We start from the raw sequence: 18946 nt of genomic DNA, 5'->3' as shown, positions 1-18946 counted from the left end.
CCCTTAATCGCGGCTCTCATTCCCCCTGGATACCCGCAATGGATTTCTCTCGGATTTTTCATCACTTTTTCTCTCAACCTGCCGAGCAATGGACCGATAAAGACGCGCTGCTTGCCCTCCTGCCAGCCTCAGACCCAGAAGCGCCGGAAATGCTCGAGATTGCCCTCGATGGTCTGGTACGGGCGGGGTTTCTCGAACGGACAGGGGATCCGCCCCGCTATCGGCGTAAGCCGGATGAATCCTTGGTGGTGGGGCGTTTGCGCTGTTCCAGCAAGGGCTTTTGCTTTGCCGTGCGGGATGAACCGGGGGCAGAGGATGTGTATATCCACGGCAGCAACCTTAGCGGCGCTTGGAACGGCGACCAAGTGATAGCCCGGATTACCAAAGAAGGCAATCGCCGCCGCAGCCCAGAGGGAGAGGTGGTAGCTGTTGTGGAACGGGCCAATCCCACTCTCGTGGGCCGCCTCAAACAGACGGAAGAGGGTTTCCGGGTGGTGCCTCTGGATGACCGGCTGCTGTTCGAGCTGGCCTTGACCGAGGGATCCCCTGCCGAGCTGGCGGAAGGTCGGGTGGCCTATGTGGAAGTGGAGCGCTACCCGCTGGGCAACTTGCCCCCCGTGGGCACGATTCGCAAGATCTTGGGCAATGGCCCGGAGGCGTCCATCGATGCGGATCTGGTCTGCTGCAAGTACGACCTGCCCCAGGAGTTTCCCCCGGCGGTGCTGGAGGCTGCGGCAACTCTGCCCAAAAAGCTGAGCCGCTCCGACCAAAAGAACCGTCGCGATCTGCGGGACTGGTTTTGCGTCACGCTGGAGCCGCTGGACTTGCAGCACCCCCACGGCCTCGAGCCCAACGTGGCCGTCTCCCTGCAGCGGCAAGAAGAGGGCCACTGGCTGCTGGGGGTGCACATTGCCGATGTAGCCCACTGGCTGGATCCGGATCACCCCCTGGAGCGGGAGGCGCAGCGGCGCACCGCCACGGTTTACCTGGATAGCGTGGTGCTGCCCCTTTTCCCGCCGGAAGTGCACAGCCGCCTGGCTCTGTTGCCGCAGCAGGAGCGTCTGGCCTACTCGCTGCTGCTGACCATTGACCCCGAAGGGGTGGTGCGCAACTTCGAGATCCACCCCAGCCTGGTGCAGTCGCGGGCCCACCTCTCCTACGGCCAGGTGCAGGCTCTCTTGGCCACCGCCGCGGATCTGGGCCCCGATGAGGAGGTGCCGGAGTTGATGGCCCTGCTGCAAAACCTGCTCCGTCTCAGCCAAGTCCTGCGAGTCAAGCGCCACCAGGCAGGCGGGTTCGATCTGCCCCTGTTGGATTTGCTCACCCCCTACTCTGCCGATGAAAGCGGCTATGGGCCCCTGCTGGTCAGCGATCGCCTCGGCGCCCACGCCCTGATGACCGAAATTCTGCTGCTGGCCAACCAAACCTTGGGCCACCATTTGCGCCAATTGGGGATCCCTTCGTTGGCCCGCGTGCAGAAGCCCCCCACCGCTGAGGCCCTGCAGAACTTTTTGCGTCTGGCCAACGCCATGAAGCTGGATCTGAACTTGCAGGATCCAGAAGCTGTGACGTTAGCCGATTGGCAGCGGATCTGTGCCCGCATCACCGCCCCCGATGTCTTGGCCGCAGGGACTAGCCCAGCCTTGGTGGCCCAGTTGTTGGCTACTCTGCCCCCCGTCGAGTATTGCCTGCAGCCGCTGCAGGAGCCGCTCGGCCATTTTGGCCTTGGCCTCAAAGAGCCCTACGCCTCTTTTACTGCCCCTTTGCGCCGCTATGCCGATTTGCTGAATTTGCGGGCTCTGCACCTAGCCTTGAGCAAAGGACGGGATCGCCGCAGCCCGCGCTCCAAAACCGTGGTGGATCTGCATGGCCCCGGCAGCTACGACCAAATTGATTGGCAGGTGCTGCCGCCAAAAGTGCATGAGGAGTGGCAGGCCTTTCTCCAAGCGCAACTGCCCAAAATCCAGGCGGGATATCAGCTCCATCAACAGGCAGAGCGGGAGCTGATGGGCTTGAAGCGGTGCGAGTTCATGCAAAAACACCTGGGGGAGACGTTCCCCGGCCTGATCGTCAGCGTCCAGAACTACGGCTTTTTTGTGCAGGTGGATCCCATCTTGGCGGAAGGCTTGGTGCGGGTCAGCACCCTGAAAAACGACTGGTACGAATACCGCAGCCGCCAGCAGGCCCTGGTAGGGCGCAAAAGCCGGCGCCAGTTCCGCCTGGGGGATCGGGTGGAGGTGCAGATTAAAAACGTAGACTACTACCGCCAACAAATTGACCTGGCGGTGATCGGCGAGGGACGGCCCTACGAAGAAGAGGAATAAGGCGGGGATCCGTCCATCAATCGCGGTAGGAGGGGACGGTTGTTGCGAACTCCGGCTTTGGCAAAATAGGCGATACCTGGATCGTAGGATGCCAGCAGCGCTTCCCCAAGTCGGCAGCAAGGGCTGAGAGCCCCTTGGCTGCCCCCTGCATTGTCTTCCTATACACTGTAAAAAAACTCCTGCCAAACCCCTATGCAGCCCACCAATCCCAACCAATTTACCGAGAAAGCCTGGAGCGCCATTGTCCAATCCCAAGATGTAGCCCGGCGGCACCAGCAGCAACAGTTGGAAACCGAGCATTTGCTGATCTCCCTTCTGGATCAAGAGGGGGGTCTCACCCAGACCATTTTGCAGCGGGCCGGCCTCGATCCGAGGCTGGTGCGGGATAGAGTGGAAAGCTTTATCAACCAGCAGCCCAAGCTGGCGCGGGTGGATCAGCTCTACCTAGGCCGCGGCCTGGAGACCACGCTGGATCGAGCCGAGGAGTTTCGCAAAGAGTATGGCGATGATTTTATCTCGGTAGAGCACTTGCTTTTGGGATCCCTGGACGACGAGCGGGTGGGCAAGCGCGTTCTAGCACCCCTGGGCTTGACGGTCGAGCGCCTCAAGCCCGTTATCCAACAGGTGCGAGGCAAACAGCGGGTTACCGACAAAAATCCCGAGTCCCGCTACGAGGCCCTGGAGCGCTATGGCCGCGACTTGACCAAGGCCGCCCGCGAAGGGAAGCTGGATCCGGTGATTGGGCGGGACGACGAGATCCGCCGCGTCATTCAGGTGCTCTCCCGCCGCACCAAAAACAACCCCGTCCTCATCGGCGAGCCGGGTGTGGGGAAAACCGCCATCGTCGAGGGCCTGGCCCAGCGCATCAACCGGGGAGACGTGCCGGAGTCGCTGAAAAACCGGCGGGTGATCGCCCTGGATATGGGATCCCTGATTGCCGGCGCCAAGTACCGCGGCGAGTTTGAAGACCGCCTCAAAGCCGTGCTCAAGGAGGTCACCGAATCGGAAGGGCAGATCATCCTCTTCATCGACGAGCTGCACACCGTGGTGGGGGCAGGGGCGGCCGAAGGGGCGATGGATGCCGGCAACCTGCTCAAGCCCATGCTGGCCCGCGGCGAATTGCGCTGCATTGGCGCCACCACCCTGGATGAATACCGCAAGCACATCGAAAAAGACGCCGCCCTGGAGCGCCGCTTCCAGCCGGTGTATGTGGATCAGCCCTCCGTGGAAGACACCATCTCCATCCTGCGCGGCCTCAAAGAGCGCTACGAGCTGCACCACGGGGTCAAAATCAGCGACTCGGCCCTGGTGGCAGCGGCAGTCCTCTCCAACCGCTACATCTCCGAGCGCTTCCTGCCCGACAAGGCCATCGACCTGGTGGACGAAGCGGCGGCCAAGCTGAAGATGGAGATCACCTCCAAGCCCGTCGAATTGGATGAAATCGACCGGCGCATCATGCAACTGCAGATGGAGGAGCTCTCCCTCAAGAAAGAAGACGACCCCGCCTCCAAAGAGCGCCTGGGCAAAATTGAGCAGGAGCTGGCCAACTTGATGGAGCGGCAGCGGGAGCTGAGCGCCCGTTGGCAGATGGAAAAAGAGGCCATCGAGCGGCTGCAAAACCTCAAGGCCGAGCGGGATGCCGTCAAGCTGCAGATTGAACAGGCAGAACAAAAATATGACCTCAACCGCGCTGCCGAGCTCAAATACGGCAAGCTCATGGAGCTGGAGCGCCAGATCCAAGAGCAGGAGGCCCACCTGGCCAAGCTGCAGGCCAACGGCGAGCCCTTGTTGCGGGAGCAGGTGACGCCCGAAGACATTGCCGAGATCGTCTCCCGCTGGACCGGGATCCCGGTCACCAGCCTGATGGAGTCGGAAAAGCAGAAGCTGCTGCGCCTGGAAGCCCACTTGCACCAGCGGGTGGTGGGCCAGGACGAGGCGGTAGCGGCGGTGGCAGCCGCCATCCGGCGGGCCCGGGCCGGCCTCAAGGATCCCAATCGGCCCATCGGCTCGTTCCTGTTCATGGGGCCCACCGGCGTCGGGAAGACCGAGCTGGCCCGCGCCCTGGCGGAGTTCCTCTTCGACACCTCCGAGGCCATGGTGCGCATCGACATGTCGGAGTACATGGAGAAGCACTCCGTCTCCCGCTTGATTGGGGCTCCGCCGGGCTATGTGGGCTACGAAGAAGGCGGGCAGCTCTCGGAAGCGGTGCGGCGGCGCCCCTACTCGGTGGTGCTCTTTGACGAGGTGGAAAAAGCCCACCCTGATGTCTTCAACATCCTGCTGCAGGTGCTGGACGACGGCCGCATCACCGACTCCCAAGGCAGGACGGTGGACTTCAAAAACACCATCATCATCATGACCAGCAACATTGGCAGCGAGCTCATCCTGGAAATTGGCGGCGACGAGAGCCGCTACGAGGAGATGAAAAGCCAGGTGCTGGCCATGCTGCGGCACCACTTCCGGCCGGAGTTCCTCAACCGGGTGGATGAACTGATCATCTTCCACGCTCTAACCAAAGAGCAAATCCGCCAGATCGTCAGCCTGCAGATGCGGCGGGTGGAGCAGTTGCTGGCGGATCAGCAAATTGAAATTGTCCTCACCGAAGAGGCCAAGGACTACCTGGCCGAGCTGGGCTACGACCCCGTGTTTGGCGCCCGCCCGCTGAAGCGGGTAATCCAGCGGGAGATCGAAAACCCCCTCGCCACCAAGCTGCTGGAAAACGAGTTCCTGCCCGGCGACCGCATCCTGGTGGAGGTGGCCAACGAGCGGCTGATCTTCCGCAAGATCGGCTCTCAGCCCCGCCAAGAGCCGCCTGCTGCTGTAGCCGTCAGCTAGGCCAGTTGGCTAGAGGCTGATCACCTGGTCAGGTGGGTTGTCTTGCAAGGCCGCGTAGAGGTCGGGGAAGCAGCCCACCTGCACCCCTTTGACCACGTTTTTGGGAACACAATGGCCCGGCTCCTTGCGCCCCTGGCCTTTTGAGTCGCACCACTTGGGTTCCCCTTCCGCCAGGTTGCGCTCCAGGGCGCACATGTCGCACATCATCAGCAAAATGTTCTGCGCTTCGGCAATCTTGGCCAGGCGCTCGCCGATGGGATCCCCCTGCCGCAAGACAAAGCAGTTGTCGTCGAAAAAGAACATGCCCACCACTTCCGCGCCGTGTACCCCTGCTTCTAGCTGGGGCAGGATCATCTGGCCCAGCTTGTAGGTGCCGCCGCGGGGGGTGATGAAGACGTAGGCAACTTTCATAGTCGCTCCTTAGGTGTTTTCCAACTTGATTATCATCGATTATCGCCTTCAAAGTAGCACGGCTTACTGAAAGGGCGTAAGACACTCCCCAAGCGTTCCTCGTCACTATCCTCACCCCCAGCCCCTCTCCCAGAGGGAGAGGGGAGTTAGAGCGGCGCGTTCGCGACAGTGTTGCGTGGCAATAACGACGTAACGAACCGTTTCACTGCTATTTGTATAAACTGAGATGGGATCCGGCGCTCTGCTCCTCTTGCTTAAGTAGGGAGAAGCCAAAGCAGCCCAGTGTTCAACCGCTATCTTGAAAGGTTTGAACAGGTGCAACCTCGAAGGGGATCCCCCTAGCGCCGAAAGGTCAGGGCCCTGCCGCGCACTGAGGGATCCACCTGGCCATTTTGGAAGGCGATCTGCCCGCCCACGATGGTGAGCAGCGGCCAGCCCACCAGCTCCCAGCCCTCAAACGGGCTCCAGCCGCATTTGGTGAGCAGCTCTTCCCGCCGCACCGGCTTGGGCGTGTGGCGATCCACCAGCACCAGGTCGGCGTCGTAGCCCACCTGCAGCCGTCCTTTGTTGGGGATCCCGTAGAGGCGGGCGGGCGCCTCGCACATCCACTGCACCACCTGGCGCAGGGTACAGCGGCCCTGCTGGGCGGCAGTCAGCATCAGGGGCAGGGCCGTCTCCACCCCCGGCATGCCGGAGGGGGAGTGGGGGTAGGGCTGGGCTTTTTCGGCCAGGGTGTGGGGGGCATGGTCGGTGGCGATGCAATCCAGGATGCCCTCGTGCAGCCCCTGCCAAAGCTGGGGGAGGGTAGCCGGATCCCGCAGCGGCGGGTTCATTTGGGCCAGGGATCCCAGGCGGGCGTAGTCGGCAGTGCTGAGCAACAGGTGTTGGGGGGTGACCTCGGCGCTGACCCAGGCGGGCTTGTGCCGGCGCAGCAGCTCCACTTCCAAGCCGGTGGAAAGGTGCAAAATGTGCAGGCGATGGCGATAGCGGGTGGCCAGGTCCAAAGCCCGCCGCGAGGCGATGAGCGCCGCTTCCTCGTCCTGGATTTGCGAGTGAACGGCTACGTCCGTGCGTCCGGCAAAAAGAGCTCGGCGGGCCTGAATTCGCGCGTGATCCTCAGCGTGGACAGCAATGACCAGGTTGGGATCCGTTTCGGCAAAGATCCTCTCTAGGGCAGCCTGATCATCCACCAATAGGGGGCCATGCATGGATCCCATGAAGATCTTGATGCCGCAGGCTCCTTGCGCCCGTTGCAGCTCCTTTAAGTTATCGGCAGTGGCTCCAATGAAAAAGCCGTAGTTGACGACGCACTTGCTGGCAGCCCGCGCCAATTTGTCCTCCAGCGTTCTCTGGTCAATTGTCGGCGGATCTGTATTGGGCATCTCCAAAAAGCTAGTTACCCCGCCGCGAGCGCAAGCCCAGGATCCCGTCTGCAGGTCTTCTTTGTGCTCCCGGCCTGGCTCGCGGAAGTGAACCTGGGGATCGATCACCCCCGGCATCAGGGTATGGCCCTTGGCATCGATGACCCTAGCCACCCCTTCTGTGGAGAGATGTTGGCCAATCTGGGCAATCCGCCCCTCCTGCACCAGCACATCTCCCACCCAGGGATCCCCTTCCGGTACCACCAGCTCGGCATTGCGGATCAGAAGGCTACTGGCCAAAGCTCTGCTTCCCCTTTCACAGGCGCTTTCAAGATAACACCTGTCGAGCAGGTTAAGAACCGGCCAATCGATGGAACAGCTAGTCGGCAGCTCAAGCTCAAGTTGCCCGAGTCTTGTCTTCCTAGCGATAGAGGTTGCAAGAGCTGCGCAGGTCGTAGCCAGAGGCCAAAACCTCTTGCTGGCGATCCCCTAAGCCAAGGTCGCAGCGCAGGAGATCCCCACTAACAGTTGTATGTGTGTGAGACTCAGTCATCCAACGAACGCCGCTTGAGCTAGCAGTGGGAGGAACAACTTCAGGAAGACGATAGTTGGGGGCTTGCCAAGGATCTTGCAAATAGCGATCCCTGTGGATCCCGCCAAATTCAATATCGGCGTAGGCAGGAGGATAAACCATGAAGTCCATTCGGAAAACTTCTGAAGCACCGCCGATAGCTGCTAGAGCTGTCTGGGCTTCTGCAACTCTGGAACGGCGAATGTGGTTAAGAAAATTGGGAATGCTAATAGCAGAGAGAATGCCGACAATTACGATTACCGCCAGCAGCTTGATCAAGGTCATGACGTGCGGAGCTTTAGTTGCTCGACGGCAGAGCATTAGATAGGCTTTATGAAGAGAAAGTCAGCTCATAGCAGCGTCTGCTTCCCCTTTGGAGCGTCAGTATCCAAGTGCAAACGACTCGGGGGCCTTTCTATGCAGCTTGATCTCAGGTTGCCCTTTACAGACCTAAAACTTTCCTCGCCTCGTCTAGCAGGACGGAGCCTTTAGGAGCACTCCTTGCCTGTTTCTCCCTTGCTTTGCCTAGAGACCTAACCGCAGTTGGCAGGAGGTGGCTATGCTGCTCAAGCATTCCTCCTATGATGTTTCCGCATAGTGAGGAGCAAAAAGTAACGCAAGCTACAAAAGTTCCAGGTCAATGTCTCTAGGCTGGGGCGTTGGAACTTGTGAGAACCGCGGCAAGGACAGCTAGATAAGCAGGCCTTAGGCCCAACACCCCTAGCTTCTTTCCCTACGGCCGCCTTGCCCACACCAAGCCAAGTAACAACAGAGGGGGAACATGGATAACGTACGCAGCCTTTGTCCCTACTGTGGGGTTGGTTGTGGCCTAGAAATTCTGGCCGACGGCACAAAAATTCGCGGCGATCGAGCTCATCCGTCCAGCCAGGGCATGGTTTGCGTTAAGGGTGCGACTCTCCTGGAAACCCTCGATTGCAATCGGGCTACGGTGCCTCTCTATCGCCCTAGCCTCAGCGAGGATTTCCAGCCGGTGAGCTGGGATCAAGCGCTGGATTTAATTGTCGAGCGCATTCGCCAGACCTCTCCCGAAAGGATTGCCATCTACGGCTCAGGGCAGTTGCTAACCGAAGATTACTACATTGCCCAAAAGCTACTTAAGGGGTGTCTAGGAAGCAATAACTTCGACAGCAATTCCCGCCTCTGCATGTCTTCTGCCGTAGAGGGCTACAGCCAGAGTCTCGGCTCGGACGGCCCCCCCTGTAGCTACACGGATCTCGATAGCTGCGAGCTGGCTTTTTTGATCGGCACCAATACCGCTGAATGCCACCCAATTCTGTTCAATCGCTTGCGCAAGCGCCACAAAAGCGACCCAAGCCTAAAGATTGTTGTGGTGGATCCCCGTCGTACGCAGACGGCTGAGGAGGCCGATTTGTATCTGAGGATTACTCCAGGTAGCGATATTGACTTGCTCAATGGCATTGCTCACCTACTCATTCAGTGGGGCGCCATCAACCATGACTTCATTGCCCAGCACACCGAAGGCTTTGAAGCCTATGCTGCCCTGGTTGCCGACTACACCCCTGAGCAAGTAGCCAGCCGCTGTGGCCTAGAAGTTGAGGAGGTACTTGCTGTTGCGCGACTGTGGCAGCAGTCGCAGAAAACGCTTTCCATGTGGTCGATGGGGCTTAACCAGTCCAGCGAAGGCACGGCCAAGGTGACCAGCCTCATCAATCTCCATTTGCTCACCGGCCAGATAGGGTTTGCAGGGGCAGGGCCCTTTTCGCTAACAGGTCAGCCCAATGCTATGGGCGGTCGAGAAGCGGGCGGCTTGGCACATCTATTGCCCGGCTACCGCAAGGTTACGAATCCAGAGGATCGGGCAGCAGTGGAGCAGCACTGGCAGCTTGGCCCAATTAACCCTGAACCTGGCCTTGATGCGCTGGGGATGATCCGTGCCCTCGAAGCCGATGCCCTCGATATTTTCTGGATTGCCGCCACCAATCCCCTGGTGAGCCTGCCTGATCTACGTCGGGTAGAAGCAGCTCTGGCGCGGTCGCCCTTTACGATTGTCCAAGACGCCTACTTCCCCACCGAAAGCACTGCCTATGCCCATCTGGTACTCCCTGCTGCCCAGTGGGGCGAAAAGACAGGCACCATGACCAATTCGGAGCGCCGCGTTACCCTCTGTCCAGCTTGGCGTAACCCTCCTGGTGAAGCGCGGGCTGATTGGGAAATTTGGGCGGAAGTAGGCCGCCGCCTGGGCTTTGCCAAGGCATTTGACTTTGCCGATAGCGCTGAGGTCTTTGCCGAATATGTGGGTCTAACTGCCGGGCGTCTCTGCGATCAGTCTGGCCTCAGCCATGAGCTCCTGCGCCAGGGGCCTCAGCAATGGCCATATCCGCGCACAGGTTCAGTGGAGACCCACAACCTCTATACCGATCGCGCCAGCGGGACGGAGTCCTTTCACCGTTTCCCAACGCCCACAGGTCGTGCCCGCTTTATCCCCAGCCATTCCCGCGGCCTTGCCGAGCCGCCCGACCCTGAATATCCCTACATCCTCACCACAGGACGTCTCTATGGCCATTGGCACACCCAAACCCGCACTGGACATGTCGCCAAAATCCGAGCAATGCACCCCCAACCCTTTCTCGAAATCCATCCCCGCGATGCCAGCAAGGTAGGGCTAACTGAGGGTGACTGGGTGAGGATTGAATCACGGCGCGGCAAGGCTACCCTGCCGGTTAAAATTACCTGCGCCATCAGCCCTGGCACAGTGTTCATGCCCATGCACTGGGGGGCATTGTGGGGCAATGATACAAGCTGTAACGCTCTCACCCACCCGGTTGCCTGCCCCAGCTCAAAGCAACCTGAACTCAAAGCCTGTGCCGTCAAGCTTAGTCGCATCGAGCTGCCACCAAAATGATCTTTAAGTTTGAGCAAGACTTTGCCGACAGCCTTCGCTGCATTCCCATGATCGTGCGCTTAAAGCTCGATCAGTGCGGCATCAAGCTCAAGTTACATCAGTGGCTGCGTTTTAGTTACCAGCAGCGCCAAAGTTTGGTTGACCTGCCAACGGATACCGCTGACAACCGAGCTGCCTACCGCGCCTACCTAATTCACCTTATCGAAAGTGTCTGCCAAGAGCAGGCCGCTGAGGTAACTGTTGATCCAAACCCTGCCTGGGAAGACGCTACCACCATCCCTGACTGCGTTCTTGAGCAGGCGGCAGCCAAGGGGGTCGTGCTGACTCTTGAGCTATGGCAAAAGCTGACCCCGTTGCAGCGCTTTGCCCTCATTAAGCTCAGTCGCCCTGGCCACGAAAACCGCAATTTCCTACCTGCCTTTCAGGAATTTTCCGCACCCCACACCTATGGTCACTGTCCAGGAAGCTGAAGCCATTATTAAAGACCACTGGCTGCCAGCCAAAACCGAGTCGATCCCGATTGCAAGCTGTGTGGGCCGGGTTTTGGCAGAGCCGATCTACGCCGATCGGGACTACCCGCCAATTAACCGGGTCCTGATGGACGGTATCGCCATCAACTATGCCGCTTATGCTGCTGGGCAGCGAAGCTTTGCTGTTGCAGGCATAGCCCCTGCGGGGACAAGCCCTGCCACCCTGCCCGATCCGCAGCAGTGCTTGGAAGTGATGACTGGCTGTGCCCTGCCGCTGGGTAGTGATCTCGTCATTCCCTACGAGCAAATTCGTATCGAGGGAGGAATTGCCACCATCACCCAGGAAGTCGAACGCAACAGGGGTGATTTTGTTCATCCCCAAGGTAGCGATTGTTCTGCAGGAGCGCTGGTTCTCCGCCCCGGCATTACCCTCAAGAGCATCCACGTCGGGATCTTGGCCTCCTTTGGCTACAGCCGCATCCAAGTTGAGAGGACTCCTCGCATCAAAGTTGTGGCAACTGGCAGCGAATTGATTCCCATTGAGCAGACCCCTGCACCCTACCAACTGCGGCGCTCCAACGCTGAGGCCCTCCGAGCGGCTCTTCTTGCCTACGGGTATACCGAGGTTGAGACCGATCACCTTCCGGACGATCCTGCTGCCATTGCCACCCACTACCAAGCCAATACCCCAAACTACGACCTCTTGATTTACTCTGGGGGTGTTTCAAGGGGAAAGTGTGACTACTTGCCGGCCATCTGGCAAAGCTGTGGTGTTACTGCCTACATCCACGGCGTGGCGCAAAAGCCAGGCAAGCCAATGTGGTTTGGCATCGACCATCAGGCCAATACTATAGTTTGGGGCCTCCCAGGCAACCCCATCTCAGCTCTTGTATGTTTGCATCGTTATCTCCTCAACCGTAACACTGACTCTGGGCACCTAAGTGAAGTCATTACCTTCAAACCCAATCTCACTCTTTTTGTGCCCGTTAAGATGAGCGCCAACCGAGTCTTTACACCGATTATGCCTAACAACTCCGGAGACTTCATCGCTCTAACAGACAGCGATGGCTTTGTAGAGTTACCCCCGGCTCAAACTATCCTCAGCCCCGAGCAAAGCATCCAATTCTATCCGTGGTACTAAGATGCAGCTAGTGGATCAATGGAATCGTCGCATTCGCAAGCTAAGGGTTTCTCTAACCGATCAATGCAACCTTCGCTGCCGCTACTGCATGCCTTTGCATCCAGAATTTCTGGACAAAAGTAGCTACTTAACTCCGCAGCAATACAAAGAAATTATTGGCGAGTTGCTGGACTATGGCATTGAAGAAGTTCGCATTACAGGTGGTGAGCCTCTGGTTCGGCAAGACTTTGATGAAGTCATTCAGGAACTTGCCAAGCTGAAGATCCCGTCCCTCAGCCTAACAACCAATGGCCTGCTGCTCCACCGCTACTGGGACGTTCTCAAGGCTGCCAATGTTCTCAACCTTAATGTCAGCCTCGATAGCCTACAGCCCTCCACCCAAGCTGCAATTGCCCGTCGCGACTGCCTGGCGGATATTCTCCGTAATATCCAGGAGGGTATTGCCCGGGGATTTAGCCTCAAAGTCAATACGGTTGTAATGCGGGGGATCAACGATTGCGAGCTATTTGATTTCGTTGAGTTTGCCCGCAAGACAGGCGTGACAGTTCGCTTTCTGGAGCTGATGCGGGTCGGCTATGCCAACTCTCTCTATGAAGAACACTACGTTTCAGCACAAGAGTGCATTGCCCGTCTGCAAGAACGCTATACTCTAACCCCCCTTCCAGCGGCACCTGATTCGACAGCGTTTTACTTTACAATCGACGAGAATGTTAAAGTTGGATTTATTGCCTCTGAGTCTCAGCCCTTCTGCAGCAGCTGTTCCCGGTGGCGCTTGACAGCTGATGGTCGTCTCTTTGCCTGCCTATTTAGTGAGGAGGGTCTCTCGGTTCGAGACAAAACACCAGGCCAACGTCAGCAAATTTACCAGCAGCTTTTGGGGATGAAACCACTGCGCCGGGTTGAGCAGGTCTCACACCCAATGTACGGCTTAGGGGGCTAGCTCTATGGACAAAGCTGATCGTACATGGGCCCATCTTAATGCTCAAGGCCATCCGCATATGGTAGATATTAGCCACAAATCGGTGTCTTTGCGAACGGCCACAGCACGGGCAAGAGTTCAACTGCCACCTGCTCTCAGATCCTATGTTGTTGGCCAAGATATCCACCTGAAAAAAGGACCGGTATTTCAGACAGCAACCATTGCCGGTACAATGGCTGTTAAAAGAACTGACCAACTGATCCCCTTTTGTCATCAGATCCCTGTTGAAGACTGCACCTTTGATATCACAATTGATGATCACTTGCTTGTAACCATCCACTGCACTGTCAAGACCAGCGCTAAGACAGGGGTTGAAATGGAAGCTCTCTGTGGTGCGGCAACAGCAGCGCTGACAATCTATGACATGTGCAAGTCGGTGTCGCCCCATATCTGCATCCAGGAGACCCGCCTAGTAACTAAGTCCGGCGGCAAAAACGCCCTCCTGGAACGTCCCCTCTATGGCTTGGTGCTCACAGGGGGACGTAGCAAGCGCATGGGTCGCGATAAAGCGCTGCTGAACCCTTTTGGCAAACCCCACGCCGCCTATCTCTATGAACTGCTGCAGCCCTACTGCCAGCAGGTTTACTTGTCAGCGCGTGCCGGTCAGTGGTCGGGCACAGCTCTAGAGCTCTTGCCCACACTACCAGATCTAGTAGAAAGCGTTGGCCCGATCAGTGGCCTATTGACTGCCTTGAATACTCATCCTGAAGCTAACTGGTTGGTTGTTGCCTGTGATCTACTGAACCTTCGGTCAGAAACAATCCAAAAGCTGCTGGATCACTACCAAGCCGAAACAATCGCGACTTGCTATGTTAACCCCGAGCGCGGCTTCCCGGAAGCTCTTTGCGCCATCTATACTCCTCAAGCTGCAGCGGTACTAGAAAGGGCTTACGCGGAAGGGGTGTACTGCCCTGTGGAAATCCTCAGCAGGCAGCCCTGCACCCTAGTTACCCCCAACCATGAGGTCGAGCTCATGAACGTCAATACCGCCGAGGAGTATGCCACTTTCCAATCAGTTTGGGGTAGTTGCAGCCATGGTAACTCAATCTGTCCTAAGTAAGACCGTAACAATTCAATATGTAGCAGTGCTGCGGGAACAGGCTCAGCGGAGCAGCGAAGTGCTGCAAACCAGTGCAGCAAACTACCTAGAGCTCTATCAGCAGCTGCAAGCAAAGTATGGATTTTCGCTAGCAGCGGAGGACGTTAAGGTTGCTGTCAATCATGAGTTCTGTGACTTGACTAGGCCGATAGATGAAGGTGCCTTGGCAGTTTTCATTCCACCAGTTTGTGGGGGCTAAATGCTGCGTTTTCTAATTGTGGATAGCACCATCCAGCCAGCTGAACTCAGTCGTTTGCTCGTCAATAACACAGCGGGTGCCTTAGTAACCTTCGAGGGCTGGGTACGCAACCACAGCCAGGGCAAACCTGTTCTCAGCTTGGAGTACGAAGTCTACGAGATCCTTGCCCAGAAGGAGGGCGAGAAGATCCTCCGAGAAGCCCACGCCAAGTTTGGCCTCTGCGGTGCTGTTGCCTGTCACCGCCAGGGTCATCTTGCAATTGGTGATATTGCGGTTTGGGTTGGTGCTACAGCTGAACATCGCGGCGCCGCTTTTGCTGGAGCACGTTACATCATTGATGCAATCAAGGAGCGCTTGCCCATTTGGAAAAAAGAGTACTACTGGGGTGAGCCGCCGCGTTGGGTTTTGTGTCAGAAAGCAAAGCCTTTGTTCCAGCAATTCCATAAGAACGCTATTGCTCGGCAGCCTTGCGGCGATACCCCCTAGCCTCTCTGCTAGTATCAGTGAGGTACCTGACCTGGGGCTGTAGCTCAGCCTGGATAGAGCAAGCGCCTCCTAAGCGCTAGGTCGGCGGTTCAAATCCGCCCAGTCCCGCTAAAACCAGTGATAGGATAAAGTCTACTGTCGGTTCTGACGGGGATCAGCCGTCAGAGGCAACGGGGAAAGTGCAGTGAGAATCTGCCGCTGTCCCGCAGCTGTGAGCCGGTTTTGGACTTGGGATCCCTAGTTCGTTGTTGCAAGAGGCCTTGAGACGCAAGCCAGCCCCTCCAAAACTGAGCAAGTCAGAATGCCCGCCGGCGGTTTTTCCACAGTTCACCATATCTGCGAGGTACAGATATGCTCCCCATTTTGACGTTAGCCCGTTCCCGTCTCGAAGTTTTTTCATCGGCCTGCTTACGGATTTTCGACGCTCTCGGATCGTAGGCACTCAGTCAAAAGCGCGGACAAGAGAGCTGAGCAGTTAGCTCAGGGGCAGCTAGGAGGACGGTTGCTCGCTTTGGTTGCACAAAAGAGTCCTCTGGGCATCCCCCTGTGCAGAGTGGGCAAGCCGCCAGGGTGAAGGAACGCCTTGACAGCTCCGGCAGGTTTCCTGGCCTAGGGAAAACCTTCTGCCGGGATGCCACCGATAGGCATGTCGGCGGCCATCTCTTGCTGCCTAGGTTGGATGACAACTGGCGGCAACCTCAATTACCGAATTCGATTCAGGACAAGGTACCTTATGGCCATTGAAACTCAAACCCTAGGCTATGCCCGCATGGGCAAGCGCCGCGAGCTGAAGAAAGCCCTGGAGGCCTTTTGGGGCGGCACCCTGGAGGCGGAAGCCTTGTTGGCGACGCTGCAGGATCTGGAGAGTCAGGCCTGGCGAACCCAGCGACAGGCCAACCTCGACCACATTGCCGTAGGAGATCAAACCCTCTACGACCACGTTTTGGACTGGGCCACCTGGCTGGGGCTGATTCCCTCCCGGTTTCAGAGCTTATCAGGCCTGGAGCGCTACTTTGCCATGGCGCGGGGGCAGGAGGGGCTGCCGGCCTTGGAAATGACCAAGTGGTTTGACACCAACTACCACTACTTGGTGCCGGAAATTGAGGCCGACGCGATCCCTCAGGCCCATTTCGACGACTTCCTGGCCACGGTGCGACGGGCGCAAGGGATCCTAGGAAACCGCACCAGCCCCGTCCTCCTCAGTCCGGTTACCCTTCTTGCTCTAAGCCAGCGCTCTGGCGAGTTGCGGGGGGATCTGGAGAAGCTGCTTCCTCTCTACAGAGAACTCTTGCAGGAGCTGCAGCGCCTGGGGATCCGGGAAGTGCAAGTCCATGAGCCCATCTTGGTGACCAGCGAAGGCAAAAGTCTTCAGGAAGCGGTGGAGCAGACCTACCGCTGGCTTGCAAGCGTGGGGATCCCTCTCCACCTGGTTACCTACTTTGACGACTTGGGGGAGACTTACCCCTGGGCGGTGGAGCTTCCGGTAGCTGGCCTCAGCCTCGACTTCACCCGCGGCCACAACCTGGAACTGGTCAGAGCCCACGGCTTCCCCGCCGACAAGATCCTGGGGGCGGGGGTAGTGGACGGGCGCAACGTCTGGCAGATCCAGCCCAAAGCCGTTCTGGCCACTCTGCAAGAGCTGCAAGCCCTAGCCCCCAACCTGCGGGTGCAGCCTTCTTGCTCGCTCCAATTTGTGCCCCACGACGCTGCTCTGGAAACCCACCTGCCAGAGCCTTTGCGCAATGTTCTCAGCTTTGCCGAGCAGAAGCTGGCCGAGGTGGTTCTGCTGGCCCGCACCCTCAACGGCGAAGACACCGCCGCCCAGCAGCAGGAGCTGGAGCAGCAGTGGCAGGCCTTCCAGGACTTCAATCCCCCCAACTCTACAGTGCGCCAGGCCTTGGCCAACCTGACGGCGCAGGACTTCCAGCGCTCCCTTCCCTACGAGCAGCGTATAGGCCGGCAGGTCAAGCTGCCACCGCTGCCGACCACCACCATCGGCTCTTTTCCCCAAACCCCCGAAGTCCGGCAGTGGCGGGTCAAGTACAAAAAGGGCGAGATCTCCCAGGCCGAATACGAAGCTGCCATCGACGCCGAAATTGCCAAGTGCATCCGCATCCAAGAAGAAATTGGCCTGGATGTGCTGGTGCATGGTGAGTTCGAGCGCACCGACATGGTGGAATACTTCGCCCAACAACTGCAGGGCTTTGCCTTTACCGAGCACGGCTGGGTGCAGAGCTATGGCAGCCGCTGCGTGCGTCCCCCCATTCTCTACGGCGACGTGTCTCGCCCTCGCCCCATGACGGTGCGGGAGTTCAAGGTGGCCCAATCTCTGACTCAAAAGCCGGTCAAGGGGATGCTGACAGGGCCGGTAACCATGCTCAACTGGTCCTTCCCCCGCGTTGACGTTTCCCGTCGCGAGCAGGCCCTGCAAATTGCCCTGGCCCTGCGGGCAGAGGTGGCCGACTTGGAAGCTGCCGGAGCCGCGATGGTGCAGGTGGACGAGCCAGCGCTGCGAGAGGGGCTGCCCTTGAAAAAAGAGCGCTGGCCAGAATACTTAAGTTGGGCGGTGGAGGCCTTCCGCCTGACTACCGCTGGCGCCAAGCCCGAAACCCAGATCCACACCCACATGTGCTACTCGGAGTTCGGGGACATCATCGAGCACATCGAGCGTCTGGATGCCGACGTCCTCTCCATCGAAAACAGCCGCAGCAGCAACAAAACCTTGCTGCAGATTGCCCAAGCCGGCTATCGCCACCAGGTAGGCAACGGCGTTTACGACGTTCACAGCCCGGCGGTGCCCGACACCGAGCAGATTCTCCGGCAACTGCGCCTGGGAGTGGCCCACTTGCCGCTAGAGCAAACCTGGGTCAACCCCGACTGCGGCCTAAAAACCCGCCGCTGGGAGGAAGTGATCCCTGCCCTGAAAAACATGGTGGCAGCCACTCAGCGTCTAAGGGAGGAGCTCCAGGCCACCTAGCCCCCGGCAAGGTTGCTCAGGCCAGCGTCTCCTCCGCGGGCAACCGTGCGGCTACGACACTCCTAGGCCGCCTTGCGGCTGGCAAATAGGGCAAGATGAGAGTGGGGCTTTGCTCCGCTGGATCAACGGAGGCCAGAAGGGATCCCCGCTGTGTCTGTTGCCACCGCAGCAACAATCATCAATTGCCATCTCTAGCCATCTCAAGGTAGTTCTAATGAATCCAACACTCTGGGTTTTTTGGGGCCTAGTCCTGCTCCTAGCTATAGGATTGGGAGCCTACCTGTTGACCGCCCGCAAGTACCGCTCTCCTGAATCGGTAGCCCGCGCCTACGACGAATGGACGCGAGACGGGATCCTGGAGTTCTACTGGGGCGAGCATATTCACCTGGGCCACTACGGATCCCCGCCGCGGCGGAAGAACTTCATCCAGGCCAAGCACGACTTTGTCCACGAGATGGTGCGCTGGGGCGGGCTGGATCGGCTGCCGCCGGGGACGACGGTGTTGGATGTGGGCTGCGGCATTGGCGGTAGTTGTCGCATCTTGGCCCGCGACTATGGCTTTGTGGTGACCGGCATCACCATCAGCCCGCAGCAGGTGCAGCGGGCCCAGGAGCTCACCCCCCCCGATCTGCCCGTCCGGTTTCAGGTGGCCGACGCCCTCAACCTGCCCTTCCCCGACGCCAGCTTTGATGTGGTCTGGTCCATCGAGGCGGGGCCCCACATGCCGGACAAGGCTCGCTACGCCAGCGAGATGCTGCGGGTGCTCAAGCCAGGCGGCATCTTGGTGGTGGCGGACTGGAACCAGCGCGACGACCGTCAAAAGCCCCTCAACTTCTGGGAGCGGCTGGTGATGCGGCAGTTGTTGGATCAGTGGTCGCACCCCGCCTTTTCCAGCATCGAGGGGTTTGCCGAACAGTTGCAAGCCACGGGCCTGGTGGAAGGACAGGTGCAAACTGCCGACTGGACGCAAGAAACTCTTCCTTCTTGGCTGGATTCCATCTGGCAGGGGGTTGTCCGTCCCGAAGGGTTGCTGAAGTTTGGCTTGGTGGGCTTGATCAAGTCGCTGCGGGAGGTGCCCACTTTCTTGCTCATGCGCCTGGCCTTCGGCACTGGCCTCTGCCGCTTTGGCATGTTCCGAGCGGTGCGGGCCGCCACGCCGGCAAACTCCGCCCGCCCAGAAGTAGTTGCCCACAGCACTCAGCACTAGAA

At 58.7% G+C, this 18946-nt stretch carries 14 protein-coding genes, 1 tRNA gene and 1 riboswitch; of the genes, 12 read left to right on the top strand and 3 right to left on the bottom strand.

All coding sequences use genetic code 11. The features are described 5' to 3' along the window. Positions 1 to 38 precede the first annotated feature (38 nt). Both NW848_RS10945 and clpB read left to right on the top strand, forming a co-directional pair. Complete coding sequence (locus NW848_RS10945) at positions 39 to 2324, top strand: ribonuclease R family protein (protein ID WP_099812589.1); 2286 nt, start codon at positions 39 to 41, stop codon at positions 2322 to 2324. Between the two features lie 192 nt (positions 2325 to 2516). Beyond that, positions 2517 to 5159: an ATP-dependent chaperone ClpB gene (gene clpB, locus NW848_RS10940; protein ID WP_011429097.1), complete on the top strand. Its 2643-nt coding sequence runs from the start codon at positions 2517 to 2519 to the stop codon at positions 5157 to 5159. Positions 5160 to 5168: 9 nt separating this feature from the next. Here the strand turns inward: clpB and NW848_RS10935 are convergent, their stop codons facing one another. The 3 genes from NW848_RS10935 to NW848_RS10925 all read right to left on the bottom strand — a co-directional run bounded on the left by NW848_RS10935 (position 5169) and on the right by NW848_RS10925 (position 7787). After that, positions 5169 to 5570 carry a SaoD/DsrE family protein gene (locus NW848_RS10935; RefSeq protein ID WP_011429096.1) on the bottom strand — a complete coding sequence of 134 codons (402 nt, stop codon included), beginning with the start codon at positions 5568 to 5570 and terminating at the stop codon, positions 5169 to 5171. Positions 5571 to 5908: 338 nt separating this feature from the next. Then, a complete protein-coding gene (locus NW848_RS10930; RefSeq protein WP_414402475.1) occupies positions 5909 to 7231 on the bottom strand; it encodes a dihydroorotase in 1323 nt (440 codons plus the stop codon). 121 nt (positions 7232 to 7352) lie between these two features. Continuing rightward, entirely contained in the window at positions 7353 to 7787 is a 435-nt protein-coding gene (locus tag NW848_RS10925; protein WP_099812592.1) for a type IV pilin protein, read from the bottom strand. Between the two features lie 496 nt (positions 7788 to 8283). On the opposite strand from NW848_RS10925, the gene NW848_RS10920 reads away from it, so the two are divergent. The 10 genes from NW848_RS10920 to NW848_RS10875 all read left to right on the top strand — a co-directional run bounded on the left by NW848_RS10920 (position 8284) and on the right by NW848_RS10875 (position 18944). Then, a complete protein-coding gene (locus NW848_RS10920) occupies positions 8284 to 10386 on the top strand; it encodes a molybdopterin oxidoreductase family protein (protein ID WP_414402476.1) in 2103 nt (700 codons plus the stop codon). Then, entirely contained in the window at positions 10383 to 10856 is a 474-nt protein-coding gene (locus NW848_RS10915; protein ID WP_011429093.1) for a nitrate reductase associated protein, read from the top strand. The genes NW848_RS10920 and NW848_RS10915 overlap by 4 nt, the downstream gene beginning before the upstream one ends. Beyond that, on the top strand, positions 10834 to 11997 hold the full coding sequence (locus NW848_RS10910) for a molybdopterin molybdotransferase MoeA (RefSeq protein ID WP_011429092.1): 1164 nt from the start codon (positions 10834 to 10836) through the stop codon (positions 11995 to 11997). The genes NW848_RS10915 and NW848_RS10910 overlap by 23 nt, the downstream gene beginning before the upstream one ends. A 1-nt stretch (position 11998) precedes the next feature. Further along, positions 11999 to 12937, top strand: coding sequence for a GTP 3',8-cyclase MoaA (moaA, locus tag NW848_RS10905; RefSeq protein ID WP_011429091.1), 939 nt, complete (start codon positions 11999 to 12001; stop codon positions 12935 to 12937). Between the two features lie 4 nt (positions 12938 to 12941). Beyond that, positions 12942 to 14036, top strand: a complete 1095-nt coding sequence (gene moaC / locus NW848_RS10900) for a cyclic pyranopterin monophosphate synthase MoaC (protein ID WP_011429090.1) — start codon at positions 12942 to 12944, stop codon at positions 14034 to 14036. After that, the gene (locus tag NW848_RS10895; protein WP_414508842.1) at positions 13975 to 14274 is read left to right on the top strand and encodes a MoaD/ThiS family protein; all 300 of its coding nucleotides are present in this window, start codon (positions 13975 to 13977) and stop codon (positions 14272 to 14274) included. Before moaC ends, NW848_RS10895 begins: the two co-directional genes overlap by 62 nt. Beyond that, positions 14275 to 14760, top strand: a complete 486-nt coding sequence (locus tag NW848_RS10890; RefSeq protein ID WP_011429088.1) for a molybdopterin synthase catalytic subunit — start codon at positions 14275 to 14277, stop codon at positions 14758 to 14760. It begins immediately after the preceding gene. Between the two features lie 33 nt (positions 14761 to 14793). After that, positions 14794 to 14868: transfer RNA gene (locus tag NW848_RS10885), tRNA-Arg, on the top strand. 14 nt (positions 14869 to 14882) lie between these two features. Then, positions 14883 to 15088, top strand: a riboswitch (cobalamin riboswitch). A gap of 405 nt (positions 15089 to 15493) precedes the next feature. Next, a complete protein-coding gene (gene metE / locus NW848_RS10880) occupies positions 15494 to 17737 on the top strand; it encodes a 5-methyltetrahydropteroyltriglutamate--homocysteine S-methyltransferase (RefSeq protein WP_099812596.1) in 2244 nt (747 codons plus the stop codon). A 214-nt stretch (positions 17738 to 17951) separates the two neighbouring features. Continuing rightward, positions 17952 to 18944: a methyltransferase domain-containing protein gene (locus NW848_RS10875; protein ID WP_011429086.1), complete on the top strand. Its 993-nt coding sequence runs from the start codon at positions 17952 to 17954 to the stop codon at positions 18942 to 18944. Positions 18945 to 18946 lie beyond the last annotated feature (2 nt).

It is taken from the genome of Synechococcus sp. RC10A2 (assembly GCF_047502605.1).
Note: the sequence above shows the minus strand (reverse complement) of the source record. Positions and strands in the feature narration are given on the sequence as shown.